The following is a 20,593-nucleotide window of genomic DNA, read 5'->3' on the forward strand; positions in this document are numbered from 1 at the left end:
ATTTTTTTTCATGTTTTCAAATCGGAAACATGTATTTGGCCTGCTTTTTTGTCTGAAAAAGCTGAGTAGTTACTAAAAATGAATGGGATATGATGGTCAAACGATATGGAGGGCATTCATATCATATAACTGAGGATAGTTATTATTTGATGTTAGACGCAAAATTTTTCTTTTTTAATAATCAATTAGATCGAATCATCAATAGATTGACACCAAGATTACAAAATAAAGTAATAAAAGAGTTAAATAAATAACAACAATAAAAAATCACTTAACATACAGCAAATAATAAGTAAAGACCGGATATTAATATCCGGTCTTTACTTATTATTGATTAACTGGTTTTTCACAATATTTCTTTGCAATTGCACTTCCTAAATCAATTGCTCGTTGTAATACAGCTTGTTTAGAATCAGAGTCTAAAGGAGCAAAGCCAAACTCCTCATTAATTTCATAATGATTACTTGAAACAAAACGGTATTCTTTTGGGATTGATTCGTTATCTGAAATCAAATGAAAAGCATACGAACCATCAAAACATAATAATTCAACTTTAAATGTATTTAGTGTGCTTGATTGGCGAAATTGATAATACTCAACTGGATATAAATAATCGCCTTGATGATTGTAGTTAAAGTCTTTTGAAAAATTCATAATCAACACCCCTTATGTATTTTTTGGGAATATATCCTATTCTTATATTAAACCCAAACTAAGCATAAAGTACATAATTATTAGAATTATCATTTTAAATTTTTATCAAAAACAATGGTTTTTGATAAATGTAAAATAAACAAAATTTAATCCTTATAAATCGCTTAACTACGTTATCAAAACTATTGTCAAAATCAAATTAACTTTAACTACCCTTTATGATAAAATCATCTTGTAAAGGTTAGGTGATTTCATGAATTCATACATTTATGGCTATGCAAGGGTAAGTACCCAACAACAAGATTTGATTCGTCAACTAGACATGCTTCAAAATTATAACTGTACTGAAATTTTAACTGAAAAAATAACAGGTACGAAAAGTGATCGTCCAGAGCTTACTCGATTAAAAGATAAAATTAGACCTGGTGATACATTAGTTGTTGAAAGCTTTTCTAGATTAGGAAGAAGTACCAAAGATTTAATTGAACTTGTTGATTTTTTTGAGAATAAGGAAGTTAAGCTAATTAGTATTAAAGAACAGTTTGATACTAATACACCCCAAGGAAAATTGATGTTAACAGTATTTCAAGCATTCAGCCAGTTTGAAAGAGACTTAATTGCTCAGCGTACTCTCGAAGGACTTGAAAGTGCAAGAGCCAGGGGAAGAGTAGGTGGACGCCCTCGTGTTAAGGATAGTTTCCTTCAGAGAGCATTGAAGTTATATGATTCTAAAGAATATAGCATCCAAAAAATTGTAAACATGACAGGTATTAGTCAAGCTACACTCTACCGATATATACGAAAAAATAAGCAAACTGAAAAAGGCGAACAAACTAAAGAACAAACAGCCACAATTCGTATGTTGTTACGTGTAGAAAATAATAATAAATTTGTACGAGGAAAGGGGAAAGTTCGAAATAATATCGAATCCTTCCTTATATCACAATATAATATGGAACAACGTTCAGGAGAATATATATTTTATGTTCCTTACAACACAATTTCGGATTTAGAAAAAAAGGTAGATAGCATAATTCGTGAAATTGATTTTGAAGCGGATTTACAAAACTGTTTTACGGAGTTAGATGTGTACTGTGATGAATTGGAGATACAATGGTAAAAGTAGCATTTGCTTATATTACGAATTACATTATAAAATAATAAGAAGAAAAGAAAGACAGGGAGAGGAAACCCATGTCCACAAAATTAGTAAATTTACGAATTGATTTCGCTTTTAAACAGTTATTCGGAACGAAGGGAAACGAAGAAATTTTAACTGGATTTCTAAACGCTATCCTAGAAGAATCTTTAGATGCACCTATTGCATCTCTACAACTAGAAGATCCACATCTTCATAAATCTTATGAAGATGATAAGTTATCCATATTAGACTTATTAGCAACATTAGACAACGGAACGCAAGTGAATATAGAGATACAGCTTCGCAATACACATGATATGGTGAAGCGATCTTTATATTACTGGAGTAAACTCTATACATCCCAAATGCAAGAAGGGATGCCGTATCGTTCACTTCGGAAAACAATTACCATTAACTTATTAGATTTTATATTATTCTCCCAGGATGATTCATTTCATACCATAGGACAATTATGGAATAGCAAAAAACAGCAGATACTAAGTGATGATATTGAAATCCATTTTGTTGAAATTCCAAAATTGGTCAAACAATGGCATGAAGAAAAAGTAAATCCATGGGAAAATGTATTTGTTCGCTGGATGTTATTGCTACCAGCACATGAAGATGAACATTTAACTCAAACATTGGAGGAGATTGCGATGAATCAAGATCCAATTTTACAAAAAGCAATGAATAAATGGGAAAATATGAGCCATGACTCCTCATTCCGAACAGCTTATGAAGCTCGTGAAAAGTTACTTTTAGATGAACAAGCCAAGTTGGCACACGCTCGTGAAGAAGGAAAAATCCAATTAATCCGTGGTATGCATAAGAATGGGATGCCATTAGAAGATATTGCAAAATTCACAGGACTTAGTACAGAAGAAATACGAAAACTACTATTATAATACGCACGATTACAAAAACTTTGCGGAAAATCTCGCAAAGTTTTTTATTTAGCCCTTTAAACATCAACTTGTAAATGTCAAGATGCTCATGTACATTTTCACTTGTTTAAGCATGTACAGATTTAATCATTTTCTTTACTAAAATGATCCTTAATTCGATATGACTGTCCTACAATGCTAACAACTGTGGCGTGATGTAATACACGATCTAGTATGGCATTCGCTATTTTAGGGTCTTGAAAGATTTCATCCCATGATTTGAAATTTACATTCGTAGTGAAAATCGTACTACGTTTTTCATAACGCATATCAATGAGTTGGAAGAATAATTTTGCATCCTCCGGATCAATCGGTAAATATCCAATTTCATCAATGATAAGCAATTTGTATTTTGTGTAGTGTTTTAATCGGGATTCTAAACGGTTTTCAATTTTTGCACGCTTCAAATTCTGAAGTAAATCATGGCACTTAATAAAATAAGTGCTTGTTCGTTTTTTTGCTGCTGCTATACCAATAGCTGTTGCTAAATGTGTCTTGCTACATTAAATCCAGAGCTTGCTAAACAATGGCATCCCACTAAAAATGGAACATTGACTCCTTATGATGTCACGAGGAGTTCAAGTAAAAGAGTATGGTGGAAATGCAATGAAGGACACGAATGGGAAACTACAGTTAATGCTCGTGCCAAAGGTACTAGCTGTCTTTATTGCTCAAGGAAAAATAAGTCGAGAAAATAAGATAGTTTTAATAAACGAAAAGAAATGAATATAGAAAAACTTACTCTGTTAATGTACAAAAAGAAGGGATAAAATACACACAACATCATTCATTAGTTTCATATCCCTTCATCGAATTTACACAGTACATCGCAAAGCATTGTAAAAAAATTAAAATAAAGTCCTGCTAATACAGGACTTTATTTTAATTCAATATTAATCTAATTAATAGGGGGAGGTAATAAAATAAATGGTTTTACAAGACATATCTAGTAAGTATTTAATTTCAGATTTTGATATTCATTTTATTTACTGTATTGAGAATACTGAAAATAAAATGATTTATATTGGTTTGACAAATAACTTAAAACAAAGAATTTCAGCTCACCTATATCAGTTAGAAACAAATATACATTTTAATACAAAAATGCAATCTGATTTTATTAAATTTGGTAAAGATAAATTTTTGTTTAGTATTGTTTGCACAGCTAAAAATAGAGAAGAGGCATTTATTAAAGAACGAGATTATATAAATGAACTAAATAAATCCAACAGGCTATATAATTCTATTCTATATATTAAAAACGAAAAAAGTAACAAAATGGAGATGTTTGAAGTAACAGAAAACATTGTAACATTATATATAAGATTACATATTTTTAACGATGTAGTTAATAGGCTAATATCACATAGAACGAAGAAAATAAACTTACTTATGCAAACTGATGATTTCCACTTATATAAAGAAGAATTCGCAAAAATAATACGTATTTTCTTAAGTTATAATAATTGTCTAGCTGAAGAAATCCCCAAATATAATACTTATCTTAACTTAATTGCAAATTGGTGCCATGCTAAAGATCCACACGAGCACCAATTTATCAGTGAGTTTATAAATTATCTCGACTACCTAATAAAATTTTATGAAGATCTTAATTAAAACCTATCCAATAATATGCTATTCAAATTTTAATTCTTTTTTTATTTCTTCCCATTTTTTCTTAAGAGAGGGATTTAGCTTATGAAAAGTATTACTCGAAAGCATTACGCCACATTGAAATTTAACATACTTATACATTTTGTGTTAAACAACCATATTTTTATTTAAAATATGGTACGTGAAATTATCAAGACCTTTGGAGCTACTTACTGTAATAATTCAAAACATTTTTTATTATAAAAATAATAAAAATTCATTATAATATAATTAAACAGGAAAGACGTAACTAGTAAGGAGGATAGAACAAGGGGTATGTGTCGCAATGGAACCAAAACTTACGTTAAGTATTAGCGGACATTCGTTTTAAGGGTTATTTCGTATATTAGTGGATATAAAAGAACGATTTTGATCTTTTTACAAAATTGAACTTTTTTGCTTCATAAGAATGGAAATGTATCTAAAATTAAGCTATTTTCAAATAAAAAGTACATTTTTATCATTTCTAATGTCCGCTAATACTTGTTGCGTTATCCTGTTCCATTGCTACACATACCCCAACAACATCTAGATAATCTCAAATTAGGAGTGTGAAATAAAAATTTATGTATGAAGGAAGAAATAAAGAAAAATCCACTGACAATGGGTTCATATACCCTATTTTCCATAAAATAATTTCCCTATTATTCTATATAAATGTAGTGGAATTAATTAAATGGATTGCAATTAAATTCGTATTATTTTTTCACCGCCACTCATCAGATATTGATTACTTGAACAGAAAAAAAAGAAAAGCACGGAATATTGCTGTTGATATCTTTATTTGTTTGAAATTTGTCTTTATTGGGTTAGTTTGGTATCAACATATTAATAATATATACATTGTGGCAATTACAATTTACCTCTTACTTATGAACTCCTTTACCTATTTTTATTATCACATTTGGGAAGAAGGAGCTATTAAAAGTTCTTTCGCTACACTTCACCGTACGAGAAGAAAGTTTATTAGTCTGTTCCAATCATTTTTCTATATGATTTTATCATACGGATATCTATTTCAAATTCCATTTACATCAGCGTTTAAATGGGAAAGTTCAGGTGCTACATTTTCACAAGCTTTCTTATTTAGCTTATCAAACACTTTCCCATTAAGTTACAATACTGTTCAAACTGTTACAGAACTTGGACACTATATTAGAGCCTCTCAAGTTCTATTATCCTTTTTATTTATTACAATTGTACTAACCCAATCTATTCCAAAGGCGAATCAATAAGGGAGTGTTTTTAATGGCTTATCGTAATAAGACTTATATATGTTTCGACGGTGATGAAGATATGCATTACTATCGTCTCATAACAGCATGGAAGGCAAAGGATGGAAAAGAGTTTAATTTTCACAATGCTCATGATCTTTATCCAATGCAAAAAAGTAAGTTAAATGATAATGATGAAGCATATATTAAAAGAAAACTTTACCAGCGGTTCTTGAATACAAAATGTCTTATTGTACTTGTTGGACAAAAAACCAAAAATTTATATAGATATGTACGTTGGGAAATAGATGTAGCTTTACAACTTGACGTCTCTATATTAGTTATTAACTTGAATAAAAAAAATGGCATAGATCGTACCTTATGTCCCGCTATTCTTAAGGAAGAATTAGCTTTACATATACCATACTCCAGAGATGCCATTGTAAGAGGAATAGATAATTGGCCAAATAGACACAAAATACACAGAAAACAACAAGAAACAGGTCCCTATCGTTATAAAGACCTTGATCCTTCTTAATAAACGAGACCCCTTGAATATATATTATGAGGTCTTTTAATTTAAGTATGATACGTGAAATTTTTATTTTTTTCACAATCCGAACAAGTAAAGAAATTAAGAGTGACCCGTTAATAATCTCTTATTAGTTCGACATATTACCCATTAATTTATATCTAATAACAGAAAATAAATTATTAATCTATGAAAAATAAAAAGCTGAATCCCTTCTTACATAAGGAGTTTCAGCTTTTTATTTTGTTTGCATACCTGTTGCAACAAGTTGCCATTAGGCTAGTGTATCAGCAACTTGTAGCTATTACTATGAATGCTAGATTCCACAAAATTATTACATGTTTTTTCATTTTTACTTCTTAATTTATTTTATGATGAAAACTAATCCAAAATTACAATTTGTTGAAGGTTTTAATAATTATAGATTTGGACAAGCTAGATTTATAAATAATAATTTTCCGAGGTGAGAATATGAGTTGGTTTGGTATAGGAAAAACTAGGAGTAAATTCGGTAAATTTATAGATAAGCATAATTTAACCCAACAGGAAGTTGCAGAAAGAAGCGGTGTAAGTCAAGGTACGATTAGTCGCTTATGCAAAGGAAATGCATTTCTTCCATCTTTAAAAACTGGTTCCAAAATTATTGATACTTTAAAAAAGCTAACAAATAAAAATGTAGATTATAATGATTTTTGGCTTTAATTAAAAAATATCATTCATCACATATGTTCTCATAAATATATTTTGTTTTATAGCATATTGCTCTAATTTAGATTGCCGATAGTCTGATAATGTAAAAAAGATAATTACTGGAACAATAGCATTCTGTCTTTTATAGATATCTGTTATATGGCCATATAACTGTATTTTATGTTCGTTTGCCTTCATATGTTGCATACGATCTATTTCAACGAAATAGGGAACATTACCCTCAAAATACGTTGCGTCAGGAATGATTTGATACCGTTGACCATTGATTGAAAACTCGATAGGTCTTTCTGTTTTCCATTCTGGAAATCCAAGCCACATCCAGCTTTCGTTTCGCATTAATATGTGCTGTAGTTGACTACTTTTCTTCACTTCTTTTGTAATGCCTAATAAATCCCGTCCCTTTTTGTTTAAATAATATACGTGTTCACGAGCCACTTTTGTAATGTGACAATATGAATGTAAATCCTTTAATACACGATTGGCATTTCGGATACTCCCTAGACAGTGGATGGCTTGTAATTGCCTCCTAGTTGCAAAATCTAACTTACTCAAAGTGGATAAAATCTCGATTTGTCTCGCTTTCTGTTTGAGTGTTTGATGCCTCATTTTGTTTCACCACCTTGTATTGCTTCAGTAACGCCCACATGTCCATATCCTTTAAATATGGTACCTGAATTTCTTCTGTACGATCTGTCTTAAATAATGCTCTTCCTGGAAGGGAAGGCAGATCCTCAAGACCTGGTTCATCTAAAGCAACTTGTGACGCAACCGCTGTTGGTAATCGAAAACCTAGCTTTGCATCAGCATTTTGCTTGATTTGCCTTGGCAATGTATCAGAGGTTGGATATTGCGTACAAAATATAAGCCTAAATCCTAAACCACCCCCGATTCTTGCAATTTCAGATAACATCTCCTGGCACATAAATAATATATCCCGTTGTTTTTTAGGTAAACCTTGTGTTGAACAAAGATTTGCTCCCTCATCTACTATGATGAAGCAACGCTCTTTTATGGATGTATCTATGATATTGGTAAAATAGGACTTCTTCATCATTTCAATCTGTTTTACCATCTTTTCTCGTACTCTCACCAACATCTCTAACGCCTGTTCCGGATTTTCAGCTACTTCTACTACTTGGAATAGCTCTTTATAAGGACTAAATTCTAGCCCTTCCTTCAGATCGATAATAAAAAAATTCACATGTTGAGGTTGTTGTAAAATCAAACTAGTCATCACATTTTTTAAGAATACTGTCTTTCCAAATCGCGTCATACCCGCCACACACATATGCGGTGTTTTCTCGAAATCATGATATACATGTTTATCTAACGCTTTCCCCATCATAACTCTCCATGTGTGCTCTTTTAACAGATCCTTAGACCAATTCCACATTTCAGATATTTTTTGCTTAAATACGCGAATATGAAGCTCTCTTTGATGGAACGATATTTTAACAGGCTTATATAGTCCTTCTTCTAATACTTCAGCTAATTTTTTGATAAGTTGACTTGGCACGCCAAGTGGTAACTTGTAAACATAATTCATACTTATGTCATCTTCTATTTCTTTTATAAAAATGGGGTATTGTAATTCACCTTTATGCTGAACACATATCTTTGCAATTTCAAAAAACGTTGCAATTTTTTTCTTATCACTCATTCCTTTACTTTTGTAAAAGTAAGCTACTGTTATAAAGGTCGCTGGAATTAATAAAAGTGACAACATTTCCTCCATACCTCCTTAAGGTAGTTGAGCCTGTATGGAAGCTTAGAAAAAACCGTTTTAGGTGCGATATTATAATCATTTTCAACTACCAGATGTAATACTAACGTAGAAATACATCTAGTATATCCATTAGAACGTACCAAACACTCCCAATCAATAAGCATTTGAGACCCGCACGTAGCAACCATCCTGGAAGGTAAAGACCTTTCTTTTTCAGTAATTTAATCCCCAAAACTGAAGCTCCGGTCACACCATAAACAACCCCTAATTCTCCAATGATTGTCATGTTCATCTCATCCTTTCGGTTTAATAGACAAATTCCCTTTACGATCCCTATAAAGTTGATATTCATCCAATAACTCATTCCAGGACAAAGCATGTTCATCACCATATAGATCCTCTTCAATTTTTTGACTCAAATAATAATAACCTCGGTATTGTCGGTCCAGGTATACCTCATGACGTAGCATGTGCTCTTGTATTGCACAAATGTCATCTTCCTTTTTTGTCCCTTTATACATTTGACGGAGCGTGTTTGAAGAATATAGATACGGGGTGCTATACAGCATTTGATAATGGCTCATTTTTTTCACCATCCACATAGAATTCTAGACACATTAAATCTATATGACTTTGATCCTTTTTTTTGAATTTGTACATAAAAAAAAAAAACCAAATATTATATAATTTTTGACAAATCCTTTTATAACGTGAAAATCAGCGTTATATTTAAATATAGGGTCATAGTATCCATACATTTATGATGAGGGGCGAACAGATAATGGGAAATATATATGTAAAGGTATCTGATAACGAGGGGTTAGTCCAAGAATCTACTGGAGACTTTGTATTGGCTATAAATGTACAAGAAGAGCAAAGCCAAGTAATTGTACAAGGGGAGTTTAATGCTGAAAATTACATTAAACTGGCTCAAGCAACTGTTAAAGCATTAGTACAAGTAGGGCATTCCAATCATGTCCCCGCCATTATGCTAGACACAATGATTCAAGAATCTTTTCGATTAGCGGTAAAAGATATATTACTGGAAAATGGTTTTGATGAATTAGATATAGAAAAAATTGAAAAGAGAGCCGATGGAGTGTATAAAGAAGAAACAGAAGAAATGTCTGAGGAACATAAGGGCTTTGATCTAGATTCCTATTTAGAACGATTTAATTTATTAGAAGCTGATATTCGCTTAAAAGCATTTCGTAAGTTGTGTTCAAGCTACCATGTTTCAATGGGGCGTGCTGAAATACAAAAGCAATTTGAAACAAAGATTTTACCAAAAGCAAAAGAGATTATCTCTATCATTTCCCCTGATCTTTCGGAATCTGATTTATTTATTAATCGTTTAATTGAGTATGGGGTACAAACTATTGAGTTGGAGAAAATGTTAGAGGAAATGGAGGAAACACTCACAATGCTTCATGAGTTGTCTATTGTTCTAGAGGTTTCTACATTGGAAGACGTTCTAACAATTCAAAAAGAATATCAGAGTGCTAGAAGTTAATAACATATATTGGCTTGCTTGATTACATAGTGAAGTGAAATATAAAGAATATATGCTATAAGAACACAAGAAGCCCACCTTATTATCTCAACGTCGGAAGCATAAAAAGGAGGACTTCGTTAGAAAAATTAAATTATGATAGCCACCAACTTGATGGTAGCATTTATCTAGAGAGTGTACATGGTGGTCGCATGGCACTCTCTTTTTTATAACAGGTGCAAAGAAAATACACTTAAAAATCTCTTTTTTTTAATATTAAATAAACACGAAATGCAAAATTGCATGAGCGATTGAAGTATTGGGAATATTACCCTATAATCAGAAAAAATATTCATATTATTCTGTCCGAATTAACTAAACAATCCACCATAATTCGTAATATAAATTAGAATATTCAGAAAAATTTTGAAACATAGAGCTTGATAAGATTATTTTTTTGCTTATCTGTTATCATTTTATTATAAGAATATTCCCTTTATTATAGGGTGATGGGGAGGATAATATGAACGTTCAACTAAAGGGAAATGAGCAACTTACTGAGTTACTAAATGAATGGTATTTACAAATTCGTGCGAGAAATAGAGAAAATTCTACACGATTAAAAAAAGAAATTGATGAACACATTAATGACCTTGCAGATAATCAAAATTTACTTTTTTATTATTCGCTTCTTGATTTTAGACATGACTATTTAATCAATAACATGGGCATTTCTAAAAATAGTTTTGACAAAATCGAAGATTTCGAAACTCCAAAAGAAGATTATCTAGCATATTACTACCACTTTTTTAAGGCCATTCATTCAAATGCAGTTGGAAGTTATAATTTAGCAAAAGAGCATTATGAAAAAGCTGAATTCTATTATAATTTAGCCATTTTTCATTACCATATTCATCAAGCCCTTTTCGCCATAAAATACGCAAATATATCCAAGGATATATTTATTAATAACGCTGATTGCGAATTGAAAATTTCCTATTGCAATAATCTTTTAGGATTAGCTTGTACTCACTTAAACGAATTCGAGATGGCAGAAGAATATTTCCTCACAGCAATAGACTTATTTCGTACATTCGGTAACGAAAGAGATATTTTGATTGCTCGTCAAAATTTAGGGTTAATGTATGCTGAACAAAAGCAATCTGTCTTGGCAGTTCGCTATTTATCTGAAGTAAATGAGAAGATGTCAAATAACTATAGAGCACTTTTTATTGAAGCTAAACAACGCCTAAGGTTAGGAGAAACAGAAATTGCATCAGAGCTTATAAAAAAAGGACTACATATTTGTAAAGAATTAGAGATACTAGAATACCAATATCACTTTGAAATTCTTGATAATCTATGCAACAAAGCTGAAACTGAAATTTTAGAAAATACTATTTTAGCAGGAATGGGACACTTTAACCAAGAAAAACTATGGGAGTATATTCAAGAATATTACGAAATTTTAGCTCTTCAGTTTCATAACGATACACAATTCGAAAAATCCAGCACATATTTCCATTTAACTTATCAGGCAAAGGAAAAAAACATTAGCAAAGAGGTGTTAAAATGAAGCTCTTAAAACTAAGTTTAGTAAGTCTTATCGCTATAGGCATTTTTACAATTGGAGATCCTTCAATTGGATTAGATGTCCAACAAGCTAGCAGTGCTATAGTTAGTTATGCACATGGCAATACTGGCTGAGAGTATTATTCATAAAAAAGGGAAATAGCCGCATTACAAATGTAATGCGGCTATTTCCCCTTCTCTCTTTCATAGATCCTTTTTACATTTTAAAGTTATAAAAAATATCCTAATACACATATGGCACATATAACACTACCTACAACAATAATTAAAGAAATTATTCCGAATAACAAGTAACCAAGATAATAAAACCCTAAACAAATAAAAGCAGCAATCAATGTAATTCCAATAATTTGTAAAATGAATGATTTAAATAAAAATAATACGATAAGAATAAATACCCAAAACATCAAAAATTTAAAAATTTGAGTTCGCTTTTTTTGTTTATTTGTTGACATTTCCATAAACTCACCACTTTCATTGTATAAAAGTATGTATTTGAAAAAACTACTTCTTATTTAAAATACAAAAATGGAGTGCCTTCTCTAATAAGTAAGCACTCCATCATGTCATTATGCATCTTGTTGTTTTTTGCTTCTTTTCATAAAAATTTTTTTAAAAAAATTCATTTTAGAGAATTATTCATGCGTCCACTTATTCATATTTATATTTCTTTCTATAGGTTTATTCACCGGATCTTCTTGAGTTTTTTCTCCCGGTTTTTCAATATGAACATCTTTCGGCCGATTTTCTTCATTTGCGGTTCCAGTTGATCTTTCAACTTTTTCAATTACATTACCCTCTTCTGGCTGTTTATACGTTAAAGGTGATTTGGAAGGTAGACCCCTTGGGATATCCCCTTGTAGCATGCCTTTTGCACTTAACAAGTCTTTCGCCATTCCAAGCTTTATTTCTTCGTTATCTACACTTTGTGTCCCGTATAACGATATAAAATGTTCTAACACCTTTCTTGTAGCTTCATTAGGGTTTTCCTGTGATTCTATCCAAACAAATAGTTCTGGACATCTTTGACGCATTTTCTCCGACAATGGAATTTGAATCGCTTTTGGTTTAGCCATCATAATCACCTATTTTACTTGTTCTTTTTGAAGTACAATTGAACTAAATACAGTCATGCCTTTAACATTCATTTCCGTTGCATTCTTAGGATTAATCCATAATATTTTAATTTTTTTAGAATCACAAATTTCTTTTAAATCTTCGAAAAGATTTTCTTTTAATTGAATACTTCCACCGCCATAAACAACCACGACTTCTACATCATATTTTAAATCCTGTAATTTAGTTTCCGCAGTATCTAAAACTTCATCAGCCAAATTAAATTTTGCTCTCGCTAAGAACTTTTTAGCATCTTCATAATATTTAGGATGCTCTTCTTTCAGATATCCGGCAAACTCTTGTCTTTCTATAGAAAAACCCCATTCATCTTCAAAATCTTTTTTAGCACGTTCAATCGCATGACCTATACCATGTCTTTCTCCTGAACTGTGGTCATTGTCATAATCATAACCTTTTGTAACGACATATTCCGTTGTTCCATCACCAATATCTATGTGAAGAAGACGTTTTTCTTGGAAGTATTCACCTGTTATATCTTTCATATCATACGTTTCTTTAAATTCATTAAATATGTCATCATTTCTATATTTCCCATTACCATCCTCAATTAAAGCAAATAGGGCAATAGTCCCTTCTTGTACAACAATTACTTTTTCAAATTTCAAAGTTACATAAACTCTCAAATCACCCACAGTTACCGTTACATGGTGACTACTATTTGTAAATCTTTCGGAGAGTTGTTTTGCTTTTTCTTTTGTCCATTCACTAGCTGGTAAAGCTGTAACCATAGAAACAATTGCTTCTATATTTGTGCCTTCTTCTATAGAGTTTTGATCTTTAAACATATCTTGAACCGAACGACAAGCGATTGCACTAACTGTAGTCATAATTGTAGTATCTTGTCTATGCTTACCACGGTTTGATTTAATGTTAAGATTCTGAAGATCTTCACCAGAGCGAATGGCACGTTCTCCCACAAACACCCTTTGAGCTACTTGACCTTTCAAAGCTGATGAATTAACAGTAACATCCATATTATGAATTAATCCATGCACTAATTCTTCAATTTTTTTATCTTGCGGAACTGGCTCTTTATACACATAACTATATGTATTTGGAAATTTCATCATTTCTCCATTAATTGTAATCTTCTTCTCGGAATTCCCATTATCATCTTCTACAAAATAATTGAATTTCATTTATATTGCCCCTTTCTTATTGAAAAGAATTTATTTTAAATCATTTAAACTTATCTTAATTACATTTTACTATAATTAACTGGAAAAATCAACATAAGTAAATGAAAATAAATCATTTTCATTTAAAATGATTTAAAATCGAGCTATTACTCCGAGAGGGAATCATCTAGTTGATTTAAGTTGATTTATTTTAATTTAAAATAAATCAACTTAAATGTGTTATTTCCAAAATTCCCACCACTTTTTTTCCTTTTGTTTGTTTTGAGATGCTACTAAAAGTTGTTTAGTTTCTTGTACCTCTCTAACATGTGTTAATAGCAAATCATCTCGTTCCTTGTATCTGTTCTCCATGCGTTCTAACCGTTCGGCATTCATGATCTCAATACGTTCTAGCTGTTGAATTTTCTCTTTTAGTAATATCTGTTCTTGGAGTAATTGTTCTATAAAACCTTTAGGCAAATTCATTACGTTCTCTGATAGAACGCTAGGCGTTCTATTATCATTCTCTAGATCATTATCTGTTTCAACTTCAGCAGAAGGAACAGATAAAACAACCTTCACGGCTCCTTCAATACTCATTCCAGCCTCTTGGATCAGCTTTTTCATCTGTTCTAGTACTTTAATATCCTTTTGAACAAAAGCACGACTATTTTTTGCACCTTTTACAAAAGAATATTGTTCCTGTTCTAAAGCTATACACCATTTCCTAAGCGTACTTGTGCCTATTTCTAAGCGTTCGGCAACATCTTTTGTCCAAAATGAGCGTTCTTGCAACTGTTCGCCCTCCTTTATTTTTTATATAGAACGCTTCCACATTAATTATCAAAAATCCTATAATTTAATTTTTTTCTATATAAAGAGATTTCCTAAACTTCGTTAAAAATTGCTATTTAAAATTAAAACGTAGGCCTTTTCCACAAAAAGTAAAATGAACGAATTAATAATATGTTTTAAATTGTAAATTGATAGGGAATCTCTTTAGTTTATTTTAAGATTACTGTAATTATCATCAGTAAAAAGTATTTCATCCCTAAGGAGTGACAAAATTCACTTTTTAAAATACAAATTAAAAATGAAATTACTCTAGTTATTAAATCTTGTTTTAAAAAAGTAAAACCAATAAAAACATTAGAAATAATATACAGCCTTTGAGTCTTACTCTTACAAGCGATTTAGAATTTTAGCTTAGTAAATTTCTAAGTTAATATGTGGGTAAATTTTGGAATGTTCATTCTTAAAAGGGAAGGTTATTTTACTAGAATTTAAAGCGGAAAGTGAAAGTTTTTGATGCAAAATGTGGTTATTTTTTTCTTTAAGTTTCTTCAAATGCTTAAAGAAAGTGGAGGATTAATAAAGGCATGACGAATAGCCTTGCTATGTATGATTTTTTCAAGCAAGGCAAAATGATAATTATTTTTTGAAAAATGAGGTTTACGGGTTCGGAACAAGCATTTTTTTGAATAAATCGAATGGGATTGTACTATTATTCTTTTTATCTATTCCCATATTTGCAAGACGTTTTTGAGATTCATTTATTCTTTGTTTTTGATAAAACTTTAATTTCTCACTAAACATTTTCATAAAATGAGCCGGAGCGCTATAATCAGCTTTGTTATCTCTAAACCATTTAACCGATTCTTCAAAAGCCCACTTGCCAGACGTTTCTAAGTTATCTAAATCTGGTGGCAATCTTAGAGCAATGACATAAGCATCATTTTCAGTTAAATTTGTTATGCGCTGACTCATTATATGGTGGTAAGCTCTTTTCTGATTTTCGCTTAAGTAAGTGCTTAAGTCTTCCTCTCGCTTCTGATTAGAAGTAGGTTCAGATTGTAATTCTTTTTCTGTTCCAATATCAAAAATATCTAATCCATTAGGGGAAACAGATATTTGAGTTTCATCTTCAGATTCACTTTTTTCTTTTGAGGTTTTTTTCTTTAAAAAGTCTGTGAAAGTAGAGCATATATCAATAGCTAAAGCCCATTTCACTTTAAAGTATTCAATGATCTTTAAATAATTATTATGTATAGTCAAGATGTAAACGGAAGGAGCGATCTTTCCATGTCGTCTTACCTTTATTTGTTGGCATACTCCTAAATCTTGCAGCCAATTCAACACGTAATTAATAATTGGTTTAGAAATACCCGATTTTTTACAAATATGTTCTTGCCTTACTTGGGTATAACCTTCTTGTACTAAATAAGATAAAATAGTCTCAAAGGCTTCAAACTGTCTTTTGGTAAGGTAATCTTTTGTGGTAACACCTTCATCGTCATGGACAATATTATCAATATAAGTAGTAACTTTCTTGATTGATTGATTAATAGTTCCTGGTGTTTTGGATAAATGTTTAATTCGAGGACTTAATTCAGCTTTTGCTCGACTAAGCAAAAAGTTATGCAATAACACGGAAAAAACCTCCTATTTTTTCCACCACAAATAAACAGAAAAATGCTGGAAAAGTAGAGGTTTTTATTCACATTATATTTTTTACATGCTATAATAAATATGTAGAAAATATAATTATAAATAAGCCCCCTACTCTGATTGAGTTTTTAATTGGTTCACCGGCCAAAGTGATTTGCCAATTAAAAACAGGTTGTGGTAGGGTTTATTTTTTTGTTTTTGTAACTTTAATAAGGTTATATTTCTTTATATGTCCTATTGTATAACTATTATTATGAGATATCAATCGTTAATGTAAGAATAGAAGAGTGTAACTTAAGAAAAGCCTCCGGTTAATTTGAACTGGAGGCTTTAATTTCGTATTGGATATATTTTCTGAAATTCATAAATTCTTCTTGTAATTTGTCATACTTATAACTAATAAATTCTGTGTATTCATAAAGTTGCTTCTCTAATTGTTCTTTTTTATTTAGTGGTATTGTAAGTAGATCTTCATAAAGGTCATGTGTCATGAAAGGTAGTTCGTGATTTGGTTCAACCTCTGTATCCTCTATATTAATATCCATTTTTGTTTGATGTCCTTCTAAAGACAATTCCTTGTTTTGAATGGTTTGAGTATTGCCAACCAAATAATCTGTACTGACCTGGAAAAGATTAGCCATAACTATTAAAACGCTATATGGAGGTTCAGCCCCTTTATTTTCCCAATTTGAAACAGTTGTTTGAGCGAAACTTGTTCCACTAACTTCTCCTATTTTTTCACCTAGTTGTTTCATGCTCCATCCAGCTTCTAACCTTAGTGTTTTTACACGTGCACCAAAAATACTCATTTTTTATTTTCCTCCCACTTAATTTTATGATTTGTTGTGTGTTTTTTTGCAAGATATACGTCTTTTATAACTCTAGAGAGGGTTAATTAACTTTAAAAGTGATGAAAAAACATAAAAAATCAATGAATATTAAAAAAAACAGTTGTTTTAACTTTAAAAGTGATATATGATATTCGTAAGGATAACCGAAAGGAGGTTACGAGATGACTTTAAAACATGAGAGAAAGGCTCGGAATTGTTCCTTAGAGTTCCTTTCTCAAATATTAAAAATTAGTCCACAAGTGCTACATTCTATAGAGAAAGGCACATCTGGGGTTAATGCTGAACGAGCAGAAAAAATTTCGATTTTTTTTGAAAAACCTGTAGAGTACTTTTTTGTACCAACGTATTATCGAGTTCGAGAATAACTTTTAAAAGGTTACTCTTGTTAAATAAAGATACAAAGTAACCATACACGATTAATTATAGTAAAAAAACCTAGTAATTCAAATAGAATTAGTGATTCACAATTATTGATCCTTGAAAACTGCATAATATGAGGGAGCTGTTAGTATGTTGAAACGATCGTATCAAACGTTGCTCATTGTGATGAGTATGCTTCTAATTGTCTTGAATTTTGTATTTCCGCTTACGAAAGCGAGTGCTGAAGTCATTAATCGTGAGAAATACGAAATAAATTGGAGTTTTAGTCCCATGTACGGAAAAGACCTACGGACAGAACTATTGAAGAATGTAAATGGGCAAATTGCGTATTGTTTAACTTATGGGAAGTTAAGTCCCAACGGTAATGACCTTCCAGAGATGGGGCGCACAGATGATATTGTGTACCGAGTTCTTCTAAATGGATATCCGCAAAAGAGTCCAGAAGAATTAGGGGTTTCCGATTGGAAAGAGGCGCATTATGCAACCCAGCTCAGTGTTTGGGCATCATTAGGTCAAATTGACATTAGTGAAATTCAGCATAAGAATGCGAATGTTGCAAAATCTGTGAAAGCCATTATTGATGGTGCAAATACAAGCCAGGAAACACAAGACATGTATATGAATGTAACACCAACAGACAATCAAGAAGCAAAGTTAAACGGTGAGTACTTTGAAACGACAGTGTATCAAATTGAAAGTAACGCTAAGAACGGTGTGTTTACAGTTCAATTAGCTAATGCACCGAATGGAACGAAAGTTGTTTCAACAAAAGGTGAAGCAAAACAAAAATTCAATTTAGGAGAACAATTCCGTATTTTGATACCGAAATCCTCTCAAACAGGTAACTTTTCTTTAAAAGTAACATCTAATCTTTCTAATTTGCAGGCAGTAGCGTATCAAGGAACTGATAAAGTCCAAGATGCGACAGTCCTTTTAGAAAAAAATGAGGAAAAAGTGAGTGCCGATTTACAAGTAAACTGGAAATCTCTTGGTGGATTGAAAGTTGTAAAAGTGGGAGAACAAAAAGAATTGCTACAAGGTGCAGTATTTGAAGTCATGAACAGTGCAAATCAAAAAGTAGGCACAATGACTACAAATGAGCAAGGTTCAGCAAGCCTTTCTGGTTTAGAAATCGGAACTTATACTCTTAAAGAGGTAAAATCACCTACTGGCTATATACTGAATGGGCAGCCACAACAGGTTGAAGTTAAAACAGGCGAGGTTGCTACGATTACATTACAAAACACAAAAGTAAAAGGAAACATTGAGATTAAGAAATTAAGTGATAGCGGAAAAACTCTTCCAAAAGTAGAGTTCACATTATATACAGCAGAGGGGAAAGAAATCACAAAAACGGTTACAAACGAACAAGGGATTGCACAAGTGAAGGATCTTCCATATGGAAAGTATTATTTTGTTGAGACAAAAGGAGTAGAAGGATATCTTCTTAATCAAACAAAATATCCATTCGAGGTCAAAGAACAAGGGAAAACGCTGACATTTGTAGTTGAAAATAAAGAAGTAAAAGGAAACGTGCAACTTCTAAAAGTAGATGGAGAGAAACCAGATAAAAAATTAGAAGGTGCGGTGTTCATTCTTCAAGATAGTAAAGGAAAGAAAATGAGTGAATACAAAAGTGATAAAAACGGTTTGATTGAAGTAAAAGACTTACCATTTGGAGCATACTCATTTGTTGAAAAACAAGCACCAACTGGCTACGTGACAACGAAAGAACCTATTCCTTTTAGTATCTCTGAACAAGGCAAGACAATCATGCTAACAGCGAAAAACAAGCAAATCACAGGAGAGTTGGAGATTAGTAAGGTAGATATTGCAGATGGCAACAATAAGCTTCCGAACGCTGAATTTACCATCTTTAACGAACAAGGAAAAGAAGTTGCAAAAGGAAAAACGGATAAAAACGGCATTGCGAAATTTAAGCTTCCATACGGAAAGTACACATATAAAGAAACATTCGCACCAGAAGGCTATTTACTAAATGAAGAAATATTCTCTTTTGAAATTAAAGAGGATGGTCAAATCATTAAGCATACGGTGAAGGATCAGAAGAAACCGACGCCACCTACACCAGAGACACCACAACCAGAACAACCACAAAAACCAGAAACACCACAACCACAGGTACCGGAACAACCAAAAGTAACCGAAAAACCTGTCATTCCACAACTAGAGAAACCACAACTAGAACAAACACCAAAGAAAATTGAAAATTATCTTCCGACAACAGGCGGTAAAGCCGAAAATCCATACATAAAATGGGTCGGTCTTGTATGTGTCGCACTTGGCTTAATTGGAGCCGTATTTGCAGTAAGAAACCGTAAGAAAGTTCAATAAAGAAAGGACTAAGATTATATGACAAAATACGAAGCTCATTTCAGTCAAATAGATGAAAATCCGCTTGGTTTTTTTGTTGGCTGTCGGAATGCGTGTATACTTGCACTTCCCATTTGGGCAATTGTGTTTTGGATAGGGAGCAAGGTGTAAGAAACCGAAGGGGGATGAAATGAGATGTCAGGAGTCTACATCGGTACAGAAAGGCAGTTATCTATTATCAATCCTTTGCATGTAACGAAGCAAATGCAATGTGAAAATGCATTTGTTATAGGAAAAATAGGAAAAGGAAAGATGCATCGTAAGGGTGATTGGCTTTCCGAAGATCTCATGCAAGCAATTTCAATCGCACAAACGGTGGTCAAACCAAAAGAACGATATGATTTTTGGATTGAATCCGCTACAAAGTTGTTGGCAGGTAGTATTTTGTATTTGGATCAACGGCATAAGGGCTTGTATTACTTAGATTTAGAACAGGTCAGAGCGTTCATACAAAAGGTCAACAATCAGAAGACGTACTTGTCGGAAATAACAGATTCGCTCGATCAACGTCATCCAGCCTATCAAATTTTGTAACTACTCAGCTTCCTCACGGAAGCTTTTTTAATTTTACTAGTTTCATATGCCTCTCATTTGTAAATAC

At 31.9% G+C, this 20,593-nt stretch carries 23 protein-coding genes and 2 pseudogenes; 13 read left to right on the forward strand and 12 right to left on the reverse strand.

The window, feature by feature from the left end:
- Positions 1-327: 327 nt before the first annotated feature.
- Positions 328-654: a hypothetical protein gene (locus tag JDS99_RS27615; protein WP_199696137.1), complete on the reverse strand. Its 327-nt coding sequence runs from the start codon at positions 652-654 to the stop codon at positions 328-330.
- Positions 655-907: 253 nt separating this feature from the next.
- On the opposite strand from JDS99_RS27615, the gene JDS99_RS27620 reads away from it, so the two are divergent.
- On the forward strand, positions 908-1,774 hold the full coding sequence (locus tag JDS99_RS27620) for a recombinase family protein (protein WP_199696121.1): 867 nt from the start codon (positions 908-910) through the stop codon (positions 1,772-1,774).
- 74 nt (positions 1,775-1,848) lie between these two features.
- Positions 1,849-2,703, forward strand: coding sequence for an Rpn family recombination-promoting nuclease/putative transposase (locus JDS99_RS27625; protein WP_199696122.1), 855 nt, complete (start codon positions 1,849-1,851; stop codon positions 2,701-2,703).
- 122 nt (positions 2,704-2,825) lie between these two features.
- Here the strand turns inward: JDS99_RS27625 and istB are convergent.
- Positions 2,826-3,239 (reverse strand): annotated as a pseudogene (istB, locus tag JDS99_RS27630) (IS21-like element IS232 family helper ATPase IstB); the annotation flags it as partial.
- Here istB and JDS99_RS27635 point away from each other — a divergent pair.
- The 5 genes from JDS99_RS27635 to JDS99_RS27655 all read left to right on the forward strand — a co-directional run bounded on the left by JDS99_RS27635 (position 3,231) and on the right by JDS99_RS27655 (position 6,843).
- The gene (locus JDS99_RS27635; RefSeq protein ID WP_199696123.1) at positions 3,231-3,440 is read left to right on the forward strand and encodes a zinc-ribbon domain-containing protein; all 210 of its coding nucleotides are present in this window, start codon (positions 3,231-3,233) and stop codon (positions 3,438-3,440) included. The pseudogene istB and the gene JDS99_RS27635 overlap by 9 nt on opposite strands.
- 229 nt (positions 3,441-3,669) lie before the next feature.
- On the forward strand, positions 3,670-4,359 hold the full coding sequence (locus tag JDS99_RS27640; RefSeq protein ID WP_199696124.1) for a GIY-YIG nuclease family protein: 690 nt from the start codon (positions 3,670-3,672) through the stop codon (positions 4,357-4,359).
- A gap of 770 nt (positions 4,360-5,129) precedes the next feature.
- Entirely contained in the window at positions 5,130-5,630 is a 501-nt protein-coding gene (locus tag JDS99_RS27645) for a hypothetical protein (protein WP_242475772.1), read from the forward strand.
- Between the two features lie 13 nt (positions 5,631-5,643).
- Positions 5,644-6,147, forward strand: coding sequence for a TIR domain-containing protein (locus JDS99_RS27650; protein WP_199696126.1), 504 nt, complete (start codon positions 5,644-5,646; stop codon positions 6,145-6,147).
- A gap of 465 nt (positions 6,148-6,612) precedes the next feature.
- Positions 6,613-6,843 (forward strand): helix-turn-helix transcriptional regulator, encoded by a 231-nt coding sequence (locus tag JDS99_RS27655; RefSeq protein ID WP_002205070.1) that lies wholly within the window; start codon positions 6,613-6,615, stop codon positions 6,841-6,843.
- Here JDS99_RS27655 and JDS99_RS27660 read toward each other — a convergent pair whose 3' ends face one another.
- The 4 genes from JDS99_RS27660 to JDS99_RS27675 all read right to left on the reverse strand — a co-directional run bounded on the left by JDS99_RS27660 (position 6,844) and on the right by JDS99_RS27675 (position 9,162).
- Positions 6,844-7,458, reverse strand: a complete 615-nt coding sequence (locus JDS99_RS27660) for a replication-relaxation family protein (RefSeq protein ID WP_199696127.1) — start codon at positions 7,456-7,458, stop codon at positions 6,844-6,846. It abuts the gene before it with no gap.
- Entirely contained in the window at positions 7,397-8,578 is a 1,182-nt protein-coding gene (locus tag JDS99_RS27665; protein ID WP_199696128.1) for an FtsK/SpoIIIE domain-containing protein, read from the reverse strand. Before JDS99_RS27665 ends, JDS99_RS27660 begins: the two co-directional genes overlap by 62 nt.
- A gap of 100 nt (positions 8,579-8,678) precedes the next feature.
- Positions 8,679-8,864 (reverse strand): hypothetical protein, encoded by a 186-nt coding sequence (locus tag JDS99_RS27670; protein ID WP_042891009.1) that lies wholly within the window; start codon positions 8,862-8,864, stop codon positions 8,679-8,681.
- A 7-nt stretch (positions 8,865-8,871) separates the two neighbouring features.
- Positions 8,872-9,162, reverse strand: coding sequence for a phage protein (locus JDS99_RS27675; RefSeq protein WP_042891007.1), 291 nt, complete (start codon positions 9,160-9,162; stop codon positions 8,872-8,874).
- Between the two features lie 197 nt (positions 9,163-9,359).
- On the opposite strand from JDS99_RS27675, the gene JDS99_RS27680 reads away from it, so the two are divergent.
- The 3 genes from JDS99_RS27680 (at position 9,360) to JDS99_RS32445 (ending at position 11,777) form a co-directional block, all read left to right on the forward strand.
- Positions 9,360-10,091: a hypothetical protein gene (locus JDS99_RS27680; protein ID WP_016110514.1), complete on the forward strand. Its 732-nt coding sequence runs from the start codon at positions 9,360-9,362 to the stop codon at positions 10,089-10,091.
- A 502-nt stretch (positions 10,092-10,593) separates the two neighbouring features.
- A complete protein-coding gene (locus JDS99_RS27685; RefSeq protein ID WP_199696129.1) occupies positions 10,594-11,646 on the forward strand; it encodes a Rap family tetratricopeptide repeat protein in 1,053 nt (350 codons plus the stop codon).
- Positions 11,643-11,777, forward strand: a complete 135-nt coding sequence (locus JDS99_RS32445; protein ID WP_255543216.1) for a hypothetical protein — start codon at positions 11,643-11,645, stop codon at positions 11,775-11,777. Before JDS99_RS27685 ends, JDS99_RS32445 begins: the two co-directional genes overlap by 4 nt.
- Positions 11,778-11,872: 95 nt before the next feature.
- On the opposite strand, the gene JDS99_RS27690 is transcribed toward JDS99_RS32445, so the two are convergent.
- The 6 genes from JDS99_RS27690 to JDS99_RS27715 all read right to left on the reverse strand — a co-directional run bounded on the left by JDS99_RS27690 (position 11,873) and on the right by JDS99_RS27715 (position 17,175).
- Complete coding sequence (locus JDS99_RS27690; RefSeq protein WP_199696130.1) at positions 11,873-12,124, reverse strand: hypothetical protein; 252 nt, start codon at positions 12,122-12,124, stop codon at positions 11,873-11,875.
- A gap of 174 nt (positions 12,125-12,298) precedes the next feature.
- A complete protein-coding gene (locus JDS99_RS27695) occupies positions 12,299-12,739 on the reverse strand; it encodes a hypothetical protein (RefSeq protein ID WP_242475773.1) in 441 nt (146 codons plus the stop codon).
- A gap of 9 nt (positions 12,740-12,748) precedes the next feature.
- Positions 12,749-13,939: a ParM/StbA family protein gene (locus JDS99_RS27700; protein WP_199696132.1), complete on the reverse strand. Its 1,191-nt coding sequence runs from the start codon at positions 13,937-13,939 to the stop codon at positions 12,749-12,751.
- A gap of 219 nt (positions 13,940-14,158) precedes the next feature.
- Positions 14,159-14,713, reverse strand: a complete 555-nt coding sequence (locus tag JDS99_RS27705; protein ID WP_199696133.1) for a DUF3967 domain-containing protein — start codon at positions 14,711-14,713, stop codon at positions 14,159-14,161.
- Between the two features lie 657 nt (positions 14,714-15,370).
- Entirely contained in the window at positions 15,371-16,348 is a 978-nt protein-coding gene (locus tag JDS99_RS27710) for a Replicase RepFR55 (protein WP_199696134.1), read from the reverse strand.
- Positions 16,349-16,677: 329 nt separating this feature from the next.
- Positions 16,678-17,175 (reverse strand): helix-turn-helix domain-containing protein, encoded by a 498-nt coding sequence (locus tag JDS99_RS27715; RefSeq protein WP_098228043.1) that lies wholly within the window; start codon positions 17,173-17,175, stop codon positions 16,678-16,680.
- 203 nt (positions 17,176-17,378) lie between these two features.
- Between JDS99_RS27715 and JDS99_RS27720 the strand changes: the two genes are divergently transcribed.
- The 3 genes and pseudogenes from JDS99_RS27720 to JDS99_RS27730 form a co-directional block, all read left to right on the forward strand.
- Positions 17,379-17,582 (forward strand): helix-turn-helix domain-containing protein, encoded by a 204-nt coding sequence (locus tag JDS99_RS27720; protein ID WP_199696135.1) that lies wholly within the window; start codon positions 17,379-17,381, stop codon positions 17,580-17,582.
- A 145-nt stretch (positions 17,583-17,727) separates the two neighbouring features.
- Positions 17,728-19,953, forward strand: coding sequence for a SpaA isopeptide-forming pilin-related protein (locus JDS99_RS27725; RefSeq protein WP_199696136.1), 2,226 nt, complete (start codon positions 17,728-17,730; stop codon positions 19,951-19,953).
- A 243-nt stretch (positions 19,954-20,196) separates the two neighbouring features.
- Positions 20,197-20,520, forward strand: a pseudogene (locus JDS99_RS27730) (type IV secretory system conjugative DNA transfer family protein); the annotation flags it as partial.
- Between the last annotated feature and the right edge of the window lie 73 nt (positions 20,521-20,593).

Source organism: Bacillus cereus group sp. N6 (assembly GCF_016483705.1).
Classification (GTDB): Bacteria; Bacillota; Bacilli; order Bacillales; family Bacillaceae_G; genus Bacillus_A; species Bacillus_A wiedmannii.

Excerpts from the sequence above, each read along its gene's own strand:
- JDS99_RS27615 (WP_199696137.1), bottom strand. The coding sequence starts at position 654 with ATGAATTTTTCAAAAGACTTTAACTACAATCATCAAGGCGATTATTTA.
- JDS99_RS27620 (WP_199696121.1), top strand. The coding sequence starts at position 908 with ATGAATTCATACATTTATGGCTATGCAAGGGTAAGTACCCAACAACAA.
- JDS99_RS27625 (WP_199696122.1), top strand. The coding sequence starts at position 1,849 with ATGTCCACAAAATTAGTAAATTTACGAATTGATTTCGCTTTTAAACAG.
- JDS99_RS27635 (WP_199696123.1), top strand. The coding sequence starts at position 3,231 with ATGTGTCTTGCTACATTAAATCCAGAGCTTGCTAAACAATGGCATCCC.
- JDS99_RS27640 (WP_199696124.1), top strand. The coding sequence starts at position 3,670 with ATGGTTTTACAAGACATATCTAGTAAGTATTTAATTTCAGATTTTGAT.
- JDS99_RS27650 (WP_199696126.1), top strand. The coding sequence starts at position 5,644 with ATGGCTTATCGTAATAAGACTTATATATGTTTCGACGGTGATGAAGAT.
- JDS99_RS27655 (WP_002205070.1), top strand. The coding sequence starts at position 6,613 with ATGAGTTGGTTTGGTATAGGAAAAACTAGGAGTAAATTCGGTAAATTT.
- JDS99_RS27660 (WP_199696127.1), bottom strand. The coding sequence starts at position 7,458 with ATGAGGCATCAAACACTCAAACAGAAAGCGAGACAAATCGAGATTTTA.
- JDS99_RS27665 (WP_199696128.1), bottom strand. The coding sequence starts at position 8,578 with ATGTTGTCACTTTTATTAATTCCAGCGACCTTTATAACAGTAGCTTAC.
- JDS99_RS27670 (WP_042891009.1), bottom strand. The coding sequence starts at position 8,864 with ATGACAATCATTGGAGAATTAGGGGTTGTTTATGGTGTGACCGGAGCT.
- JDS99_RS27675 (WP_042891007.1), bottom strand. The coding sequence starts at position 9,162 with ATGAGCCATTATCAAATGCTGTATAGCACCCCGTATCTATATTCTTCA.
- JDS99_RS27680 (WP_016110514.1), top strand. The coding sequence starts at position 9,360 with ATGGGAAATATATATGTAAAGGTATCTGATAACGAGGGGTTAGTCCAA.
- JDS99_RS27685 (WP_199696129.1), top strand. The coding sequence starts at position 10,594 with ATGAACGTTCAACTAAAGGGAAATGAGCAACTTACTGAGTTACTAAAT.
- JDS99_RS32445 (WP_255543216.1), top strand. The coding sequence starts at position 11,643 with ATGAAGCTCTTAAAACTAAGTTTAGTAAGTCTTATCGCTATAGGCATT.
- JDS99_RS27690 (WP_199696130.1), bottom strand. The coding sequence starts at position 12,124 with ATGGAAATGTCAACAAATAAACAAAAAAAGCGAACTCAAATTTTTAAA.
- JDS99_RS27695 (WP_242475773.1), bottom strand. The coding sequence starts at position 12,739 with ATGGCTAAACCAAAAGCGATTCAAATTCCATTGTCGGAGAAAATGCGT.
- JDS99_RS27700 (WP_199696132.1), bottom strand. The coding sequence starts at position 13,939 with ATGAAATTCAATTATTTTGTAGAAGATGATAATGGGAATTCCGAGAAG.
- JDS99_RS27715 (WP_098228043.1), bottom strand. The coding sequence starts at position 17,175 with ATGAGTATTTTTGGTGCACGTGTAAAAACACTAAGGTTAGAAGCTGGA.
- JDS99_RS27720 (WP_199696135.1), top strand. The coding sequence starts at position 17,379 with ATGACTTTAAAACATGAGAGAAAGGCTCGGAATTGTTCCTTAGAGTTC.
- JDS99_RS27725 (WP_199696136.1), top strand. The coding sequence starts at position 17,728 with ATGTTGAAACGATCGTATCAAACGTTGCTCATTGTGATGAGTATGCTT.